The following is a 14,581-nucleotide window of genomic DNA, read 5'->3' as shown; positions in this document are numbered from 1 at the left end:
CTTTTAAAGTGAATATGCTGAAGTAAGTTTTTGCTTTTAGAATGTGCTCAAAGAGGGAAAACCAAATGAAACGATTCTCGCCGCGTGCGATTCTGTTCACGATTATGGCAGTCATTTTGCCGATAGCTGCTTTTGCGCAATCTGCTGATGAAGCCGATCCCAACGCCGCAATCGAGAAGATGAATGCCTATGTTTCGCTTCTCAACCGCACAATTCGCGCCTCGGAATCTCTCGACAGATACGACAGCTGGGTCGACATGAAAAAAGGTCCGACCGGCAAGGAACGCAATGTCTACGGTCTTTATTCACTCTATGATGTGCGCAGCGAGATCGAAGCGGCTGAGACCGCCACCACAGCAGAACCCAAGCTGCCTGCTCTTGATGAGGCCATGGTCAGCTACATAGCGATCTATCAGAAGCTGGCTCCAGTGGTCGAAAAGGCCAGCAAATATTATGATCGCAAAGACTACAAGTCCGACAAGTTTGCTGATGCCAAGGCGTTTCACAAGCAGATCGCTGAATATGCGCCCGAATTCACCAGGGAACGCAAGCGCGTCGATGCATTGCTAAGCGAAGAAAAGAGCAAGATCGACCTGGCTGAACTTGCAGCGCTAGAAAAGGCTGAAGGCAAGAAAGCCAGCTGGCACGTACGCAATGTCATGATGCGTGCCAATGTCGTTGTTGAACTGCTGCCGGAAAATGAAAAGCCGGTTGTCGATATGGATGCTTTCGGCAAGGCCATGGATGCTTATGCAGCAGCCGTCCGTGAAATGGACGACTATGCAACTGAACATCCGAATTCATTCCACGTCTTTGAATCCCGTCCTGCAAGCCTTCTCGGCAAACTGCGCGACTTTCAGGAAAAGCTGGAAAAGACCAAGGGGGATGCACGCAAGGGCGGTGCTGCTTCCGATCTCCAGTGGATCGTGAGCGACTACAACACGATGGTCTCTACATCGCAGAGCGCGACGATGTTCTCAAAGGACTAAGAGCCTCTAGAAATCAAAAAAGCCGGGGTTGGTGCCCCGGCTTTTTTGTTGGTCTTTGAATGAATTACATTCTACGCAAAGCGCGAGGTGCAAGGGTAAGCAAACCACCAAGCGTCATGATTGCACCCACCCAAAGTGGGGCGTGCAGGCTATAGCCGGACTGTAGTGCCAGACCACCCGCCCAAGGCCCAAGGCCCAGCCCGATATTGATGACCGATGCATGCATCGCATTGACCAATGCGCCCGGATGCGCAATCCGCATCACCCGTGCAATGAAGGCCGGGTTAAGCGCGATGCCCGTCAGACCAATCATGACGATTGCAAGAATGGTCGCAAACTTGAATTCCGCAAACAGGGCAAAGATCACCATCGCAGCAAGCATGACAAGAATGCCGATGAAAATGGCCGCAATCGTATGCCGGTCAGCAAACCGACCGACAATATAGTTTCCGATGATATTTGCCGCGCCGTAAATGGCCAACAGGAACGGCAATTGCGCTTCTTCAAACCCAGCCAGTTTTGCTGTTATCGGCGACAGATAGCTATAGACAGAGAAAGAAGCGCCGATCACCAATGCGCTGGTCGCATAGGCTGCCCAAAGCCTTGGCTTACGCATTTCATTAAGTTCGGAGCGCAAGTTTACCTCGGCCTTGTTCGGCGTCGCTTCGATCTTGAGTGCGATCACAAAAGCGCAAAAGAGGATGAGTACGACAATCGCCCAGAAGCTTGCCCGCCAGCCAAAACTATTGGTCATTGCAGTTGCCAGCGGCACGCCAAGAACGGTGCAAAGCATCAGCCCCGCAAAGACCAGCGAGGAAGCACGGCCACGCAATTCAGGCGCAACCAGCTGAGCGGTAATTGCCAGCATGAGACCAAAGCTTGTCGCAGCCGCCATACCGGTCAGAACACGGGCGATCAACATGACCTGGAAATTGCTGGTCGAAGCAGCGATGCTCTGTGCGAGCGCATAGAATATCAACAGGAACAGCAGACCACGCTTGTTCTCAATCTTCAGAGCCAGAAACAGCACTGTGACCACTGGTCCACCGATTGTCATCCCCAGCGCGTAAAGCGAGATGAGGTTGCCGATATCGGATATCGAACGCCCGAAGGCCAGCTGAAGTGCGGGCATCATGCCTGAAATCATCAGCTCCGAAGTGGTCAGTGCAAAGACGCCCAGCGTCAGGCAATAGACCACCAACGGGATCGCACGCGCCTCGCTTGGCGACGCAGAAACCCCTTCCGCCGCAATGGCAGAATCACACACTTCGTTCATGGGACGAATCCTATTTATATAGTCGATACTACATAATTCATATCGTCTTGATCCTGAGCGTCAAGAAAATTATATAGGGATAACTACAGAAAGGGAGAAAAATGGTTCCGCGCGGACGTCCACGCAGCTTCGATCGCGATGTTGCGCTGGAAAAAGTCATGAAAGTGTTCTGGGCGAAGGGTTATGAATGCGCTCAGATCAACGATTTTACGGCGGCGATCAGCATCACGCCGCCAAGCTTCTATGCGGCCTTTGGCAACAAGGAGCAGGCGTTTCGTGAAGCGGTGGACTATTATCAGCGAACCATCGGCGCCGCACCGTTTGATGCTCTTGAAAATTCCGAAACCATTCAGGATGGCATGCGCAAATGGCTGGAACTGTCTGCCGACAGCGCCTTTGCGTGCCCTGCTGGCGGCTGCATGATCAGTGTGAGCTCCATCCAGTGCAAACCGGAAAACGTGCCGGTGAAAGAATTTCTTCAGGCCATCCGCCACACCAATCATGAGCGGCTTTCACAGCGACTGACACGTGCGCTCGCTGCAGCCGATCTACCTGCAGAAACCGACATAGTGCAGATGACCGAGTTTTATCACATGATTCAGCAGAGCATTTCTTTTGAAGCCCGCGACGGAAATTCGCGTGGCGCCGTTCAAAAGATCATCGATATGGCAATGCTCGCGATGCCTGTGCGTCAGGCCGTTCCTGCATGACCGGCATCATATCCGCGGTTCTAGTGCATGTAAGCGATGTCGAGGCTGCAATCGGCTGGTACAGCAAGGCCTTTCCTCAAGCTGTCCTCAAACATCTTGAGGCGTTTGATTTCAGCTATCTGCAGATTGGTAATGTCGATCTGGAGATTGTTCTGGCAGATGAAAAGGTAGCATCTGGTGCAGCGGGAAGTATTGTTTACTGGCATGTTGATGATTTCGACACATCAGTCACGCATTTCATTGCGATTGGCGGAAAGCTTTATCGTGGACCGCTGACTATTCAGGATGGTTTGCGTATGTGCCAGATCAAAGACCCGTGGGGCAACTGCATTGGTCTGAGAGGTTAAAAAAAAGCCCGGCTCAAAGCCGGGCTTTTCAATGACACTTATCCGCGAAGGACGCCGCCGGTTTGCTTGGTGACACTTGCGATCACCTGCTTCGACAAGGTTTCAAGATCCTCATCCGTCAGCGTACGATCCTGCGGTTGCAACAACACTTCAACCGCGATCGACTTCTTTCCTTCTCCAAGCGAAGCGCCTGTGAAGATATCGAAGACCTGAACGCCCGCGATCAGCTTCTTGTCAGCAGATGAAACCGCCTTCACGACACTGCCAGCTTCGACATTGGCATCCACCACAAACGCAAAGTCACGCTTGAGGCTTTGGAACTGCGAGAGGCTCAAAGCTGGCTTGGTGCGGGTTGCCTTGGCCTTCGGCTCAGGGATCGCATCGATATAGACTTCAAAGCCGCAAAGCGCACCTGACACGTCGAGTGCTTCAAGCGTATCGGGATGGAACTCGCCGAAATAGCCGAGAACGACCTTCGGTCCGAGCTTCAAAGTGCCCGAACGTCCAGGGTGGAACCATGAAGGCGCCCCGGCTTCGATCTGGACGCGGTCAACCGGTGCACCGGCAGCTTCAAGTGCTGCCAGCGCATCGGCCTTGGCATCAAAGACGCCAACCGTGGTCGCATTGCCAGCCCAGAAACGACCCGAACCTTCAACACCAGCGGTGCCGCGGCGAATACCGCCAGCCACGCGACGCTGCTGTTCAGGCTTGTCGCCTTCATAGATGCCCGAAACCTCGAACAGAGCCGTATCGCCAAAACCACGATCTGCATTACGCTGAGCGGCAGCCAAAAGTCCCGGCAGAAGCGAAGGGCGCATATCCGACATATCGGCTGCGATCGGATTGGCGAGCTTCAGTTCTGGCTTGCCACCGCCAAAGGCTTTGGCTTGCGCGTCAGAAATGAAGGAATAGGTCACGGCTTCCATCATGCCACGTGAAGCAAGTGTGCGACGGGCAAGACGCGTGCGGATCTGAAGCGTCGTCAGAATACGGCCATTGACCGCACCATGATTTGGCAGCGGCTGTGGCGCGATCTGGTTGATGCCGTGAATACGCATGACTTCTTCAACGAGGTCAGCCTTACCTTCCACGTCGCCACGCCAGCTTGGCACGCTTGCCTTGATGACTTTTCCATCGCCTTCAACACCAAAACCGAGGCGCTTCAGGATATCGAACGATGCATCATAAGGCACTTCGATGCCGGTGAGGCGTTTGACTTCCGCAATCGGGAAATCGATGACACGGGCCTGATAAGGCTTGTAACCAACCACGTCGAGAACTGTTGGCTGACCACCGCAGAGTTCCAGAACCAGCCTGGTCGCAATTTCCGCACCCGGAACCATCATTTCCGGATCAACGCCACGCTCAAAACGATAGCGCGCATCGGTGACGATACCAAGTTCGCGGCCCGTGCGTGCAATCATACGCGGATCCCACAGAGCGGACTCAATCAGCACATCAACGGTGTTTTCATCGCAACCCGAATGCTCGCCGCCCATAATACCGGCAATCGATTCGGGACCGTTTTCATCGGCGATCACATACATGCCCGGCTTGAACTTATATTCACGCTGGTCGAGACCGAGAATGGTTTCGCCATCCTTGGCCGCACGGACTGTCAAATTACCCTTGACCTTGGCCGCATCGAAAACGTGCAGCGGACGGCCGAGATCAAACGTCACGTAATTGGTGATGTCCACCAGTGCATTGATCGGGCGCAGACCGATAGCCTTAAGACGATGCTGCATCCATTTCGGGCTTGGACCGTTCTTGACACCCTTGACCAGACGCAGTGCAAAACCCGTACAGAACGGGTTTTCCGCATTCTGGTCGAGAACCACCTTAACCGGTGTCTCGCCTTCACCCTTTACAGGTTCTGCATCAAGGTTCTTGAGCGTGCCAAGACCAGCAGCTGCCAGATCGCGCGCGATACCGCGAATGCCTGTGCAGTCGGCACGGTTCGGTGTGAGGCCGATTTCGATGATCGGATCATCGAGGCCCATATAGGCGGCAAAGCTCGTTCCGACCGGAACATCATCAGGCAGATCGATAATGCCATCATGCTCTTCAGAAAGCTCAAGCTCACGCTCGGAGCACATCATGCCAAAGCTTTCAACACCACGGATTTTGCCGACCGACAACGTCACATCAAGGCCCGGTACGTAATCGCCAGGACGGCCCAGAACGCCGACAAGACCGGCGCGTGCATTTGGTGCACCGCAAACGACCTGAACCGGCTGGCCTTCGCCCGTATCAACCGAGAGAACGCGCAGCTTGTCCGCATCAGGATGCTGAACGGCAGTCAGAACCCTGGCAACCTTGAATGCCTTGAAAGCGGCGCGGTCATCAACCCCGTCCACTTCCAGACCGATATCGGTCAGCTTCTCAACGATCTCAGCAAGCGTCGCGTCAGTTTCAAGGTGATCCTTGAGCCAGGAAAGTGTGAATTTCATTTCTTTATTCCTTTCCTGTCTTTACGCGCTCAGACCGCCGAACAGCGTCGGAATGTCGAGTGGACGGAAACCATAATGATTGATCCAGCGCACATCGGCGTCGAAGAAGGCGCGCAGATCGGGCATGCCATATTTCAACATGGCGATGCGGTCGATGCCCATGCCCCATGCGAAGCCCTGATAGACGTCCGGATCGTAGCCAGAAGCGCGCAGTACATTTGGATGCACCATGCCGCAGCCCAGAATTTCGAGCCAGTCATTGCCTTCGCCAAATTTCACATGCGGGCCAGAACGGTCGCACTGAATGTCCACTTCCACCGAAGGTTCGGTGAAGGGGAAGAAGCTTGGACGCATGCGCATCGTCACCGATGGCACTTCAAAGAACGCCCTGCAGAACTCTTCAAGAACCCATTTCATATTGGCAACATTAGCCGACTTATCGACGACCAGACCCTCGACCTGATGAAACATCGGCGAATGAGTTGCGTCGGAATCCATGCGGTAGGTCTTGCCCGGAATGACGATACGGATCGGTTCGTCGCGGCCTTCCTTGTCACGGATGGCAGCGAACTTCTCCATCGTGTGTACCTGCACCGGAGAGGTATGCGTGCGCAGAAGCTTGCGCTCGCCCTTCTCGTCTGCATTAAAGAAAAACGTGTCGTGCATTTCGCGCGCAGGATGGCCTTCGGGGAAGTTCAGCGCCGTGAAATTATAATAGTCGGTCTCGACATCCGGACCCTCGGCAATCGAAAAACCCATATCGGCAAAGATTGCGGTGATTTCGTCGATAACCTGAGAAATCGGGTGAATGCGGCCTCGCGATGCAGCGCTTTCGCGTACCGGCAACGTCACATCGACCTTTTCGCGCTCAAGACGCGCTGCAATAGCTTGCTTGCGCAGTTCTGTCTTGCGCTCAGTCAGGGCTTCTGTGACCCGGTTCTTCAAACCATTGATAGCTGGTCCCTGCGCCTGACGCTCTTCAGGGGACATGGAGCCCAATGTTTTCAGCTTCTCAGAGATGGTGCCTTTTTTGCCAAGGCTCGCCACACGCACCGCTTCAATCGCCTGCTCGTCAGTTGCAGCAGCGATATCGCCAAGAATAGTCTGTTCGAGTTGTTCAAGATCGCTCATCTATTTACGTCCCTGTCGTGCTTGCAGCACTCCACGCCTCTTGTTTAGCTTCCCTGTCGTGCTTGCAGCACTCCATGCCTCTTATTCAGGCCTCTTGTTTTGCTTCCCTGTCGTGCCTCTTGATCCGTGATATTTGCAGCGGACGCCAGATACGAAAGAAAAACCCGCGCCAGCCGAGCCAGCGCGGGTTCCCAAAATCAAAATGTCACTTCGGGAAGGGCTGGCTTAACGAACAGCGCCTTCAAAAGCGTTTGGCGTCTCTGTACCCTTGAGGTACTCTAGTGCCTTCTTAGCAGAAGCAATCAGCACACCGAACGCATCAGGTTCATGGATTGCGATGTCGGAAAGAACCTTACGGTCGATCTCGATACCTGCTTTGCCAAGACCATCAATGAAGCGGCCGTAAGTCAGGCCGTGCTCACGAACAGCAGCATTGATACGCTGAATCCAGAGAGCGCGGAACGTACGCTTGCGGTTCTTGCGATCGCGGTAAGCATACTGCTTCGAACGATCTACAGCAGCCTTAGCGGTGCGGATTGTATTTTTACGACGGCCACGAAAACCGGAAGCCTGATCGAGAACTTTTTTGTGCTTGGCGTGGGAAGTTACGCCGCGTTTTACACGTGCCATGTTATGATCTCCTTACAAGGATAGACGGCTTAGAGGCCGTTAGGCAGGAACTGTTTTACGATCTTCGCATCTGCGTCCGAGAGCACCATGGTGCCGCGTGCATCGCGAATGAACTTGTTCGAGCGCTTGATCATGCCATGGCGCTTGCCGGCAGCCGCAGCTACAACTTTGCCAGTGCCAGTAATTTTGAACCGCTTCTTAGCAGCCGATTTGGTCTTCATCTTGGGCATTTTGCTACTCCTGTTTTACGATCCCTGTCATGCCTTCGGCATTCCACGCCTCTTATTTGAAAGGCGCCTGTGCTTGTGACTGACAAAGAACCTTGTTTTTACTTCCGGACCGACCAAGTCCGAAAAGCATACGAAACCGCCACGGCATGCCCTGCCGGGCGGTTCGAACGCGGCCTTATAGGCTGAAAGCCCGAAAAACGCAATGCCCGAATTGGCCAGAATCTGCTTGAATCTGGCTGGATTGCAACCGAACCATCAATAAAGGCGCAAAAGAACCGGCAATGTGCCGACGTTCTGAAGATATTCTATGAATTCAAAGAAAGGGTAGGCCACGAAAAACACAAGTCCGTCCGTAAAGGTGCGATAAATGCGATCAGGCTTAACCAGAAGCTCCTTATCGTCACGGAACAATGAGAACTTTGGAAAGAATCGGGGCACACTTGCGCAATAGGCCTCATAAGGCTTTCCGAAATTCGCCCTGAGAAATTTCTCTTCGGTCCGAATGACAGTGGCAAAAGCCAGATAACACAGAGCACCAAAACCCAGTGCAATGATAAGGCTTCCTGTCTGCGCGCCGATGCCGATGGCACCGATGGCGCTGAACACATAAAGTGGATTGCGCGTGATGGAATAGGGGCCGCTTTGCACGATTTCCGCGCTCTTACGTCCGCCGATATAGAGCGTGCACCACATACGGCCAATAATCGCTGCAACGATAAGGCTTATGCCGAAGGACTCGATATATTCATGCATATGACCTGTCGATTGTGAACGCACAAACAACAGCGCAACCACAAGAAGCCCGATGACAATGGCAATCGCAAGACGACGTCGTTGCTGATATTTTCCCAGTTCGCCCAGTGTTTTCATCTTGATCTCTGAAAGAGGGTTGATCCAGTGGATTGCTTTTAACGTTTGAAACCCGGCTGCCCGAAATGCTATTTCAAAGGCCAAATTCCAAACAACCACCAGATACCTAAACTTGCTAGCGGTCCGTGCGATTCCGACATTTGTCCGATGCTTGTCGTTCAGTGATGCGAATGTCGGAATCAGATCACTATGAAAAGAAAAACCGCCCGAAGGCGGCTTTTCAAAGGCAGCAATTTATTGTTAGCGCGGAGCCAACACCATCATCATCTGGCGGCCTTCGAGCCTTGGCTCGGATTCCACCTTTGCGATTTCAACGGTGTCTTCCTTCACACGCAACAGAAGCTTCATACCGAGCTCCTGGTGGGCCATTTCACGGCCACGGAAACGAAGCGTAACCTTGACCTTGTCGCCTTCTTCGAAGAAACGCTGTGCAGCCTTCATCTTCACTTCATAGTCATGAGTGTCGATGTTCGGTCGCATCTTGATTTCCTTGATTTCGACCGTTTTCTGCTTCTTGCGCGCTTCGGAGGCTTTTTTCTGATTCTGATACTTCAGCTTGCCAAGATCCACGATCTTGCAGACAGGTGGCTCGGCGTTCGGCACGATCTCAACGAGATCGAGACCGGCTTCCTCAGCCATTGCAATTGCTTCCTGCGTCGGGATGCTGCCATGGTTGTGGCCTTCGGCATCGATGAGCTGGACCCGGGGAACCCGGATATCACGGTTGGAGCGCGGTCCGTCTTTCTGGACCGGCGTCGCTCTGAACGGTCGGCGAATGGTCGTTATCTCCTGATTATTAACGTCAACAGCGGTTTAATTTCGTAGCCCGCGACGGCTTTCCCCCATCAAACCGCAGTTTAACGCGGAAATGTGGTCAAGCGAGCGGTAAAGTCAATAGCATCTTTGAAGAGTAAAATCACCCCCGGCTGAATAAACTCGCATTTCCTTAGGGGGCCAGCGACATATCGGTCACATTTCCCAATAATTCAAGGGGCTGGAAGGCAGGTGACTTTTCCCATAGTGACATAAGTGGCAAATCAGAGTGACTACTCCTCTAAGCAATTGGGCCGAGCAAACGGGAGACGGAAAATGAGCGAAGCACAGCCAGACTTTATCGACGTGAACGGGGCCAATATTGCTGTCCGCCACAGGCCGGGACGCAAGGCTCCGGGGGTCGTCTGGCTTGGTGGTTATCGCTCCGACATGCTGGGCACAAAGGCAGTTGTTCTCGACGAATGGGCTCAAAAGACCGGGCATCCGGCGCTTCGCCTCGATTATTCGGGCCATGGTGAGTCGGGTGGCGACTTCAATCAGGGAACGATTTCGCGCTGGCTCGATGAAAGCCTCGCTGTCTATGCGAAATATGCGCAAGGCCCGCAAATTCTTGTCGGTTCATCCATGGGCGGATGGATTGCGCTGCGCATGGCGCAGGAGCTGAAAAAGGCTGGTAACTCACCAGCAGGAATCGTTCTGATCGCACCAGCACCTGATTTCACCGCCGAACTCGTGGAACCGTCGCTGACGGAAGCACAAAAGCGTGATCTCGTCGAAAAGGGTTACTTCGAGGAACCTTCGGAATATTCGCCCAATCCATATATCTACACGCGCACTCTGATCGAAGATGGTCGCCAGAATCTGGTTCTGAAGGGAATCATCGAGACAGGCTGCCCGGTTCATATTCTTCAGGGTATGCTGGATGAGGCCGTACCCTATCAGCATGTGTTGAAGCTGGTCGAGCATTTGCCGGTTGATGATGTGACGCTGACGCTGGTTCGTGATGGCGATCATCGACTGTCCCGCCCGCAGGACCTTGATTTGCTGATCCGAACTGTTTCCAGTCTGGCCGAACGTGTTGCTGGCCTAGTGTCTGGCAAGGAATAATCCATGCGCTTTTCGGTCTTTGCATCTTCAGCAGTCGCAGCAATCGTCGGTTTTGGCTCGACGCTGGCTCTCATCATTGCAGCAGCAAATGCACTTGGTGCAACGCAGGCGCAAACCGCGAGCTGGGTAACAGCGGTTTGTCTGGCAATTGCCGCCTCATCCGCATGGCTGAGTATTCGATATAAAATGCCGATTATCGGAGCGTGGTCGACGCCGGGCCTGGCACTTATTGGTGCAAGCGTTGGTTTCACCATGCCGGAAGCCGTTGGCGCTTTCATTGTGGCAGCCATTGCCCTCATCCTGACCGGACTGATCCGGCAGCTCTCGACACTGGTATCGTGCATTCCGACATCTGTCGCATCGGGCATGCTGGCAGGCGTGTTGCTGAGTTTCGTCATTGCGGCTGCAAAGACTGTGTCGCTCGACCCGGCTTTCGTGCTGCCTCTGGTGGCTCTGTTTTTCGTGATCCGCCTGTTTAACCCGTCTCTCGCTGTGATTGCGGTGCTGGTAATCGGCATGACTTACGCGCTCTTATCAGGTCGCGCGCCACAATTGCCTGCACCGGAAATCTCGACGCTGACACTGATCTGGCCTGAATTTCACATGGGCGCGATCATCGCTTTGGCGCTACCACTCTATATCGTCACCATGGCATCACAGAACCTGCCGGGCTTTGCCGTATTGCGCGCCTCAGGCTACGAGCCTCCGACCAGCGCCTCCTTGCAGGTCACAGGTCTTTTCTCCCTGCTTTCAGCCCCGTTCGGTGCCGGAACCAGCAATCTTGCTGCCATTTCTGCAGCACTGTGCACTGGCCCGGATGCTCATCCCGATCATGCAAAGCGCTGGCTGACCGGTCCTGTCTATGCAGCAATCTATGTAATTTTCGCCTTGTTCGGCGCATCTCTGGTTGCGATCTTCGCAGTGCTGCCCACAACACTCATCGCATTGGTGGCAGGTCTTGCCCTGACGGGTCCGTTCATCAATGCAATGTCGCTGGCTCTTAAACACGAAGAAGAGCGGCTTGCAGCGGTGATAACCTTCGCAGTGACGGCCTCCGGCATCGCCTTTTTCGGCGTAGGCTCAGCCTTCTGGGCGCTTCTGGCGGGGCTTGGTGTGGCCATCCTCGAACATTTGCGTAAAAAAATTGCGAGATAATCACATTGGTTAGCTCCCGCATTGCGGGAATCCGAGAGCCATATTCTTGAAATGCCGCAATTGGTTCACCACCTCAAAATCAAGCCGGGAGATTAACAATCGGCCAAGATTTCACGGAGTTATACCATGACCAATTCCGCATTGATCCGCCCAGCATGGACGCCAGCGACAATCGCGCTGATGGTGTTGGGTTTCATTTTCTTCTGGCCGCTGGGTCTCGCCATGCTCGCTTATATCATCTGGGGCGACCGTCTCGGTGATTTCAAACGCAGCGTGAACGAAAAGACCGACTCGATGTTCGGCTCGTTCCGCAACTGTGGCAAGAGCGAAAGCTTCGGCTTTGGTGGCACAACCGGCAACGCAGCTTTTGACGAATGGCGCCGGGAAGAACTCGACCGCCTGGCAGAAGAACGCCGCAGGCTGGAAGAATCACGCGCCGATTTTGAAGCCTATGCAGCAGAACTGCGCCGTGCTCGCGACAAGGAAGAGTTCGACCGCTTCATGGCTGAACGCAAAGCCTCCGGCAAACGGACGCCAGCGACACGCAAAAAGAACGACAGCAACGAAGTCACGGACATTTGACCTTTGGAGCGCTATGCGCCCTCTGGGACGCAAAACGGGCACCCTAAAGTGTTGAAACTATGCATTGAGCTTTTCTAAAATCGTTCTGTAAACACGGCAACGACGCGGGCTTTGTCCGCGTCGTTTTGCCAGAAAATAGAAAAATTTCTGGCTTTTTTCGCGAATCACTTATTCTTAAGTGATGGGCTTTTCCTTATTTCGTTCCTCTCCGGCCAAAAAGTCGGCGACAGTCAGAAGCGAACGCATTCATGCGGTCGCGGGACGTGAATTGCCTTTACGTGTGCTTGAAAACCCGCGTGCCAAACGTCTGACCCTGCGCATTGAGACTGGTGGCAAAGGTCTGCGTGTGACTGTTCCACCCGGTCTGCCGGACCGTGAAGTTCAGAGCTTTCTGATCCGCCATGAGGGCTGGATTGAAAGTCGCATTGCGAAGCTGCCCGATCAGGCAGGCATCCGTGCAGGCGTAAAAATCCCCATCCGTGGCGTTCCGCATCTCATCACCCATCAGCCCGGACGTGGCACGGTGGATTTGCTGGAAGGCAATATTCTGCTCGTTCATGGCGACCCCACGCATCTTGCGCGGCGCGTCGCCGATTACCTCAAGCGCGAAGTTAAGCGCGACATCGAACAACTGGTCGCTCGCCATACGGCAACTGTTGGCCGCAAGGCCAGGACCGTCCGGTTCAAAGATACCAAAAGCCGCTGGGGGTCGTGTACCTCCGACGGTGTACTTTCATTTTCATGGCGCATCGGCATGGCCCCGCCGCCCGTCATCAACTATCTCGTCGCTCATGAAGTGGCGCATCTGATTGAGATGAACCATGGGCCGAAATTCTGGAAACTCTGCCACGATCTTTGCCCCGATACCGAGCGCTGCAAAGCATGGCTAAAGCGCAATGGCAGCGCATTACAGGCTATCGACTTTACATGACATCAGACATTCAAATTGCAGTACCGGCCGAAGTCTCGGTCGAAGTACTGGCCGCAGCACGGATGCTATGGGATTACCATTGCGTCTATGACGAACTTCAGACCGCCGATGTCATCATCGGGCTGGGCAGTTACGATACGCGCGTCGCAGAACATGCCGCCGAGCTTTATATGCAAGGCCTTGCCACCTGGCTCATGTTTACGGGCCACAGCGGCAACTGGACCAAAGGTCTTTACAAGAGCTCCGAAGCGGAAGCCTTTGCTGAAATCGCTATTGCTGCGGGCGTGCCGGAAAGCGCTATCATCATTGAACCAAAGGCCACCAATATTGGTGAAAATATCCTGTTCTCGCGTGAGAAAATGGTGCCTGGTGTTATAAGCCCGATTTTCGTGACCAAGCCGCAAACCCAGCGTCGGGTCCGCGCAACGGTTGACAGGCAATGGCCGGAAGCCAAAGCATTCGTTACAGCACCGCCGACAGCCTTTGCAGATCAGCCGACACCGCGCCATGATTTAAAGATGCTCATGCGTGAAATGGCTGGCGATATCCGGCGTATCCTCGAATATCCAGCGTTGGGTTTTCAGATCGCGCAGGCAGTTCCCCTTGAGGTCATGGAAGCGTATGATTACCTGATCGCGCAAGGTTATGAGGGCGATTAAACCCGTAACTGCCCGGAACAACTTGAGTCGTGCCGCAATATGTGCGACGGAAACGCTATGGTTTTTGATATAAAAATATGCGGTCTTAAAACGCCTGAAGCAGTCGAGGCTGCTCTCAACGGCGGGGCGACCCATATTGGCTTTATCTTCTTTCCGAAAAGCCCACGCCATCTGACACCCGCCGATGCTGGCCGACTGCGCGAAGCTGCCCAAAATCGCGCCAAAGTGGTTGCGGTTACGGTCGATGCTGACGATGCCACGCTTGATGAAATCGTGCTTGAGCTTAAGCCTGACATGCTGCAGCTGCACGGTCATGAAACGCCGCAACGCGTTGCCGACGTGAAAAAGCGTTACGGTCTGCCGGTTATCAAAGCATTTGCGGTGCGGGAAGCCTCCGATCTTGATGCGATTACACCTTACAAGGGCATTGCCGATCGCTTTCTTTTTGATGCCAAGCCGCCAAAAGGTGCGGACCTTCCGGGCGGCAATGGCGTATCCTTTGACTGGACATTGCTCGACGCGCTTGACGCCGATGTCGATTACATGCTTTCCGGTGGGTTGAACGCGGGCAACATTGCCGAGGCGCTGCAAAAGACACGCGCGCCGGGTATCGATGTATCGTCCGGAGTAGAGCGCGCACCCGGCGAAAAGGATGTGCGTCTCATCGAGGAATTTTTCCAGGCTGTTGCGACTGCGGATGAAAGACCATCTGCAAAGCGCGCCTGAACATGACGGAG

General features: G+C 53.9%; 16 protein-coding genes. 9 read left to right on the top strand and 7 right to left on the bottom strand.

Features of this window, described 5'->3' with window-relative positions; genetic code table 11:
* Positions 1-65: 65 nt before the first annotated feature.
* Positions 66-989, top strand: a complete 924-nt coding sequence (locus tag CEV32_RS18385; RefSeq protein WP_094578563.1) for a YiiG family protein — start codon at positions 66-68, stop codon at positions 987-989.
* A gap of 64 nt (positions 990-1,053) precedes the next feature.
* Here the strand turns inward: CEV32_RS18385 and CEV32_RS18380 are convergent, their stop codons facing one another.
* On the bottom strand, positions 1,054-2,265 hold the full coding sequence (locus CEV32_RS18380) for an MFS transporter (RefSeq protein ID WP_094578562.1): 1,212 nt from the start codon (positions 2,263-2,265) through the stop codon (positions 1,054-1,056).
* Positions 2,266-2,366: 101 nt separating this feature from the next.
* Between CEV32_RS18380 and CEV32_RS18375 the strand changes: the two genes are divergently transcribed.
* Positions 2,367-2,975 carry a TetR/AcrR family transcriptional regulator gene (locus tag CEV32_RS18375; RefSeq protein WP_094578561.1) on the top strand — a complete coding sequence of 203 codons (609 nt, stop codon included), beginning with the start codon at positions 2,367-2,369 and terminating at the stop codon, positions 2,973-2,975.
* Positions 2,972-3,322 carry a VOC family protein gene (locus CEV32_RS18370; RefSeq protein WP_094578560.1) on the top strand — a complete coding sequence of 117 codons (351 nt, stop codon included), beginning with the start codon at positions 2,972-2,974 and terminating at the stop codon, positions 3,320-3,322. The genes CEV32_RS18375 and CEV32_RS18370 overlap by 4 nt, the downstream gene beginning before the upstream one ends.
* Positions 3,323-3,360: 38 nt before the next feature.
* Here the strand turns inward: CEV32_RS18370 and pheT are convergent, their stop codons facing one another.
* From pheT to infC, 6 genes are all read right to left on the bottom strand, one after another.
* Positions 3,361-5,775: a phenylalanine--tRNA ligase subunit beta gene (pheT, locus tag CEV32_RS18365; protein ID WP_094578559.1), complete on the bottom strand. Its 2,415-nt coding sequence runs from the start codon at positions 5,773-5,775 to the stop codon at positions 3,361-3,363.
* A 21-nt stretch (positions 5,776-5,796) separates the two neighbouring features.
* Positions 5,797-6,906: a phenylalanine--tRNA ligase subunit alpha gene (gene pheS, locus CEV32_RS18360; protein WP_094578558.1), complete on the bottom strand. Its 1,110-nt coding sequence runs from the start codon at positions 6,904-6,906 to the stop codon at positions 5,797-5,799.
* 225 nt (positions 6,907-7,131) lie between these two features.
* Positions 7,132-7,536 carry a 50S ribosomal protein L20 gene (gene rplT, locus CEV32_RS18355; protein ID WP_094578557.1) on the bottom strand — a complete coding sequence of 135 codons (405 nt, stop codon included), beginning with the start codon at positions 7,534-7,536 and terminating at the stop codon, positions 7,132-7,134.
* A gap of 29 nt (positions 7,537-7,565) precedes the next feature.
* Positions 7,566-7,766 carry a 50S ribosomal protein L35 gene (rpmI, locus tag CEV32_RS18350; protein ID WP_007872654.1) on the bottom strand — a complete coding sequence of 67 codons (201 nt, stop codon included), beginning with the start codon at positions 7,764-7,766 and terminating at the stop codon, positions 7,566-7,568.
* A gap of 255 nt (positions 7,767-8,021) precedes the next feature.
* Complete coding sequence (locus CEV32_RS18345) at positions 8,022-8,636, bottom strand: methyltransferase family protein (RefSeq protein ID WP_094578556.1); 615 nt, start codon at positions 8,634-8,636, stop codon at positions 8,022-8,024.
* A 240-nt stretch (positions 8,637-8,876) separates the two neighbouring features.
* Positions 8,877-9,413 (bottom strand): translation initiation factor IF-3, encoded by a 537-nt coding sequence (infC, locus tag CEV32_RS18340; protein WP_094578555.1) that lies wholly within the window; start codon positions 9,411-9,413, stop codon positions 8,877-8,879.
* 312 nt (positions 9,414-9,725) lie between these two features.
* On the opposite strand from infC, the gene CEV32_RS18335 reads away from it, so the two are divergent.
* The 6 genes from CEV32_RS18335 to CEV32_RS18310 all read left to right on the top strand — a co-directional run bounded on the left by CEV32_RS18335 (position 9,726) and on the right by CEV32_RS18310 (position 14,570).
* Positions 9,726-10,517, top strand: a complete 792-nt coding sequence (locus tag CEV32_RS18335) for an alpha/beta hydrolase (RefSeq protein WP_094578554.1) — start codon at positions 9,726-9,728, stop codon at positions 10,515-10,517.
* Positions 10,518-10,520: 3 nt separating this feature from the next.
* Positions 10,521-11,672, top strand: coding sequence for a benzoate/H(+) symporter BenE family transporter (locus tag CEV32_RS18330; protein WP_094578553.1), 1,152 nt, complete (start codon positions 10,521-10,523; stop codon positions 11,670-11,672).
* Between the two features lie 126 nt (positions 11,673-11,798).
* Positions 11,799-12,254, top strand: a complete 456-nt coding sequence (locus tag CEV32_RS18325; RefSeq protein WP_094578552.1) for a DUF2852 domain-containing protein — start codon at positions 11,799-11,801, stop codon at positions 12,252-12,254.
* A 181-nt stretch (positions 12,255-12,435) separates the two neighbouring features.
* Positions 12,436-13,185, top strand: coding sequence for a M48 family metallopeptidase (locus tag CEV32_RS18320; RefSeq protein ID WP_094578551.1), 750 nt, complete (start codon positions 12,436-12,438; stop codon positions 13,183-13,185).
* A complete protein-coding gene (locus tag CEV32_RS18315) occupies positions 13,182-13,844 on the top strand; it encodes a YdcF family protein (RefSeq protein WP_235818847.1) in 663 nt (220 codons plus the stop codon). The genes CEV32_RS18320 and CEV32_RS18315 overlap by 4 nt, the downstream gene beginning before the upstream one ends.
* 57 nt (positions 13,845-13,901) lie before the next feature.
* A complete protein-coding gene (locus CEV32_RS18310; RefSeq protein ID WP_094578549.1) occupies positions 13,902-14,570 on the top strand; it encodes a phosphoribosylanthranilate isomerase in 669 nt (222 codons plus the stop codon).
* Positions 14,571-14,581 lie beyond the last annotated feature (11 nt).

This window comes from Brucella rhizosphaerae (assembly GCF_002252475.1).
In the GTDB taxonomy this organism is placed as follows: Bacteria; Pseudomonadota; Alphaproteobacteria; order Rhizobiales; family Rhizobiaceae; genus Brucella; species Brucella rhizosphaerae.
This window is presented reverse-complemented; position numbering and strand designations above follow the sequence as displayed.

What these genes read in the sequence shown, in the direction of transcription:
- CEV32_RS18385 (WP_094578563.1), top strand. Translation starts at nt 66, where the DNA reads ATGAAACGATTCTCGCCGCGTGCGATTCTGTTCACGATTATGGCAGTC.
- CEV32_RS18380 (WP_094578562.1), bottom strand. Translation starts at nt 2,265, where the DNA reads ATGAACGAAGTGTGTGATTCTGCCATTGCGGCGGAAGGGGTTTCTGCG.
- CEV32_RS18375 (WP_094578561.1), top strand. Translation starts at nt 2,367, where the DNA reads ATGGTTCCGCGCGGACGTCCACGCAGCTTCGATCGCGATGTTGCGCTG.
- CEV32_RS18370 (WP_094578560.1), top strand. Translation starts at nt 2,972, where the DNA reads ATGACCGGCATCATATCCGCGGTTCTAGTGCATGTAAGCGATGTCGAG.
- pheT (WP_094578559.1), bottom strand. Translation starts at nt 5,775, where the DNA reads ATGAAATTCACACTTTCCTGGCTCAAGGATCACCTTGAAACTGACGCG.
- pheS (WP_094578558.1), bottom strand. Translation starts at nt 6,906, where the DNA reads ATGAGCGATCTTGAACAACTCGAACAGACTATTCTTGGCGATATCGCT.
- rplT (WP_094578557.1), bottom strand. Translation starts at nt 7,536, where the DNA reads ATGGCACGTGTAAAACGCGGCGTAACTTCCCACGCCAAGCACAAAAAA.
- rpmI (WP_007872654.1), bottom strand. Translation starts at nt 7,766, where the DNA reads ATGCCCAAGATGAAGACCAAATCGGCTGCTAAGAAGCGGTTCAAAATT.
- CEV32_RS18345 (WP_094578556.1), bottom strand. Translation starts at nt 8,636, where the DNA reads ATGAAAACACTGGGCGAACTGGGAAAATATCAGCAACGACGTCGTCTT.
- CEV32_RS18335 (WP_094578554.1), top strand. Translation starts at nt 9,726, where the DNA reads ATGAGCGAAGCACAGCCAGACTTTATCGACGTGAACGGGGCCAATATT.
- CEV32_RS18330 (WP_094578553.1), top strand. Translation starts at nt 10,521, where the DNA reads ATGCGCTTTTCGGTCTTTGCATCTTCAGCAGTCGCAGCAATCGTCGGT.
- CEV32_RS18325 (WP_094578552.1), top strand. Translation starts at nt 11,799, where the DNA reads ATGACCAATTCCGCATTGATCCGCCCAGCATGGACGCCAGCGACAATC.
- CEV32_RS18320 (WP_094578551.1), top strand. Translation starts at nt 12,436, where the DNA reads ATGGGCTTTTCCTTATTTCGTTCCTCTCCGGCCAAAAAGTCGGCGACA.
- CEV32_RS18315 (WP_235818847.1), top strand. Translation starts at nt 13,182, where the DNA reads ATGACATCAGACATTCAAATTGCAGTACCGGCCGAAGTCTCGGTCGAA.
- CEV32_RS18310 (WP_094578549.1), top strand. Translation starts at nt 13,902, where the DNA reads ATGGTTTTTGATATAAAAATATGCGGTCTTAAAACGCCTGAAGCAGTC.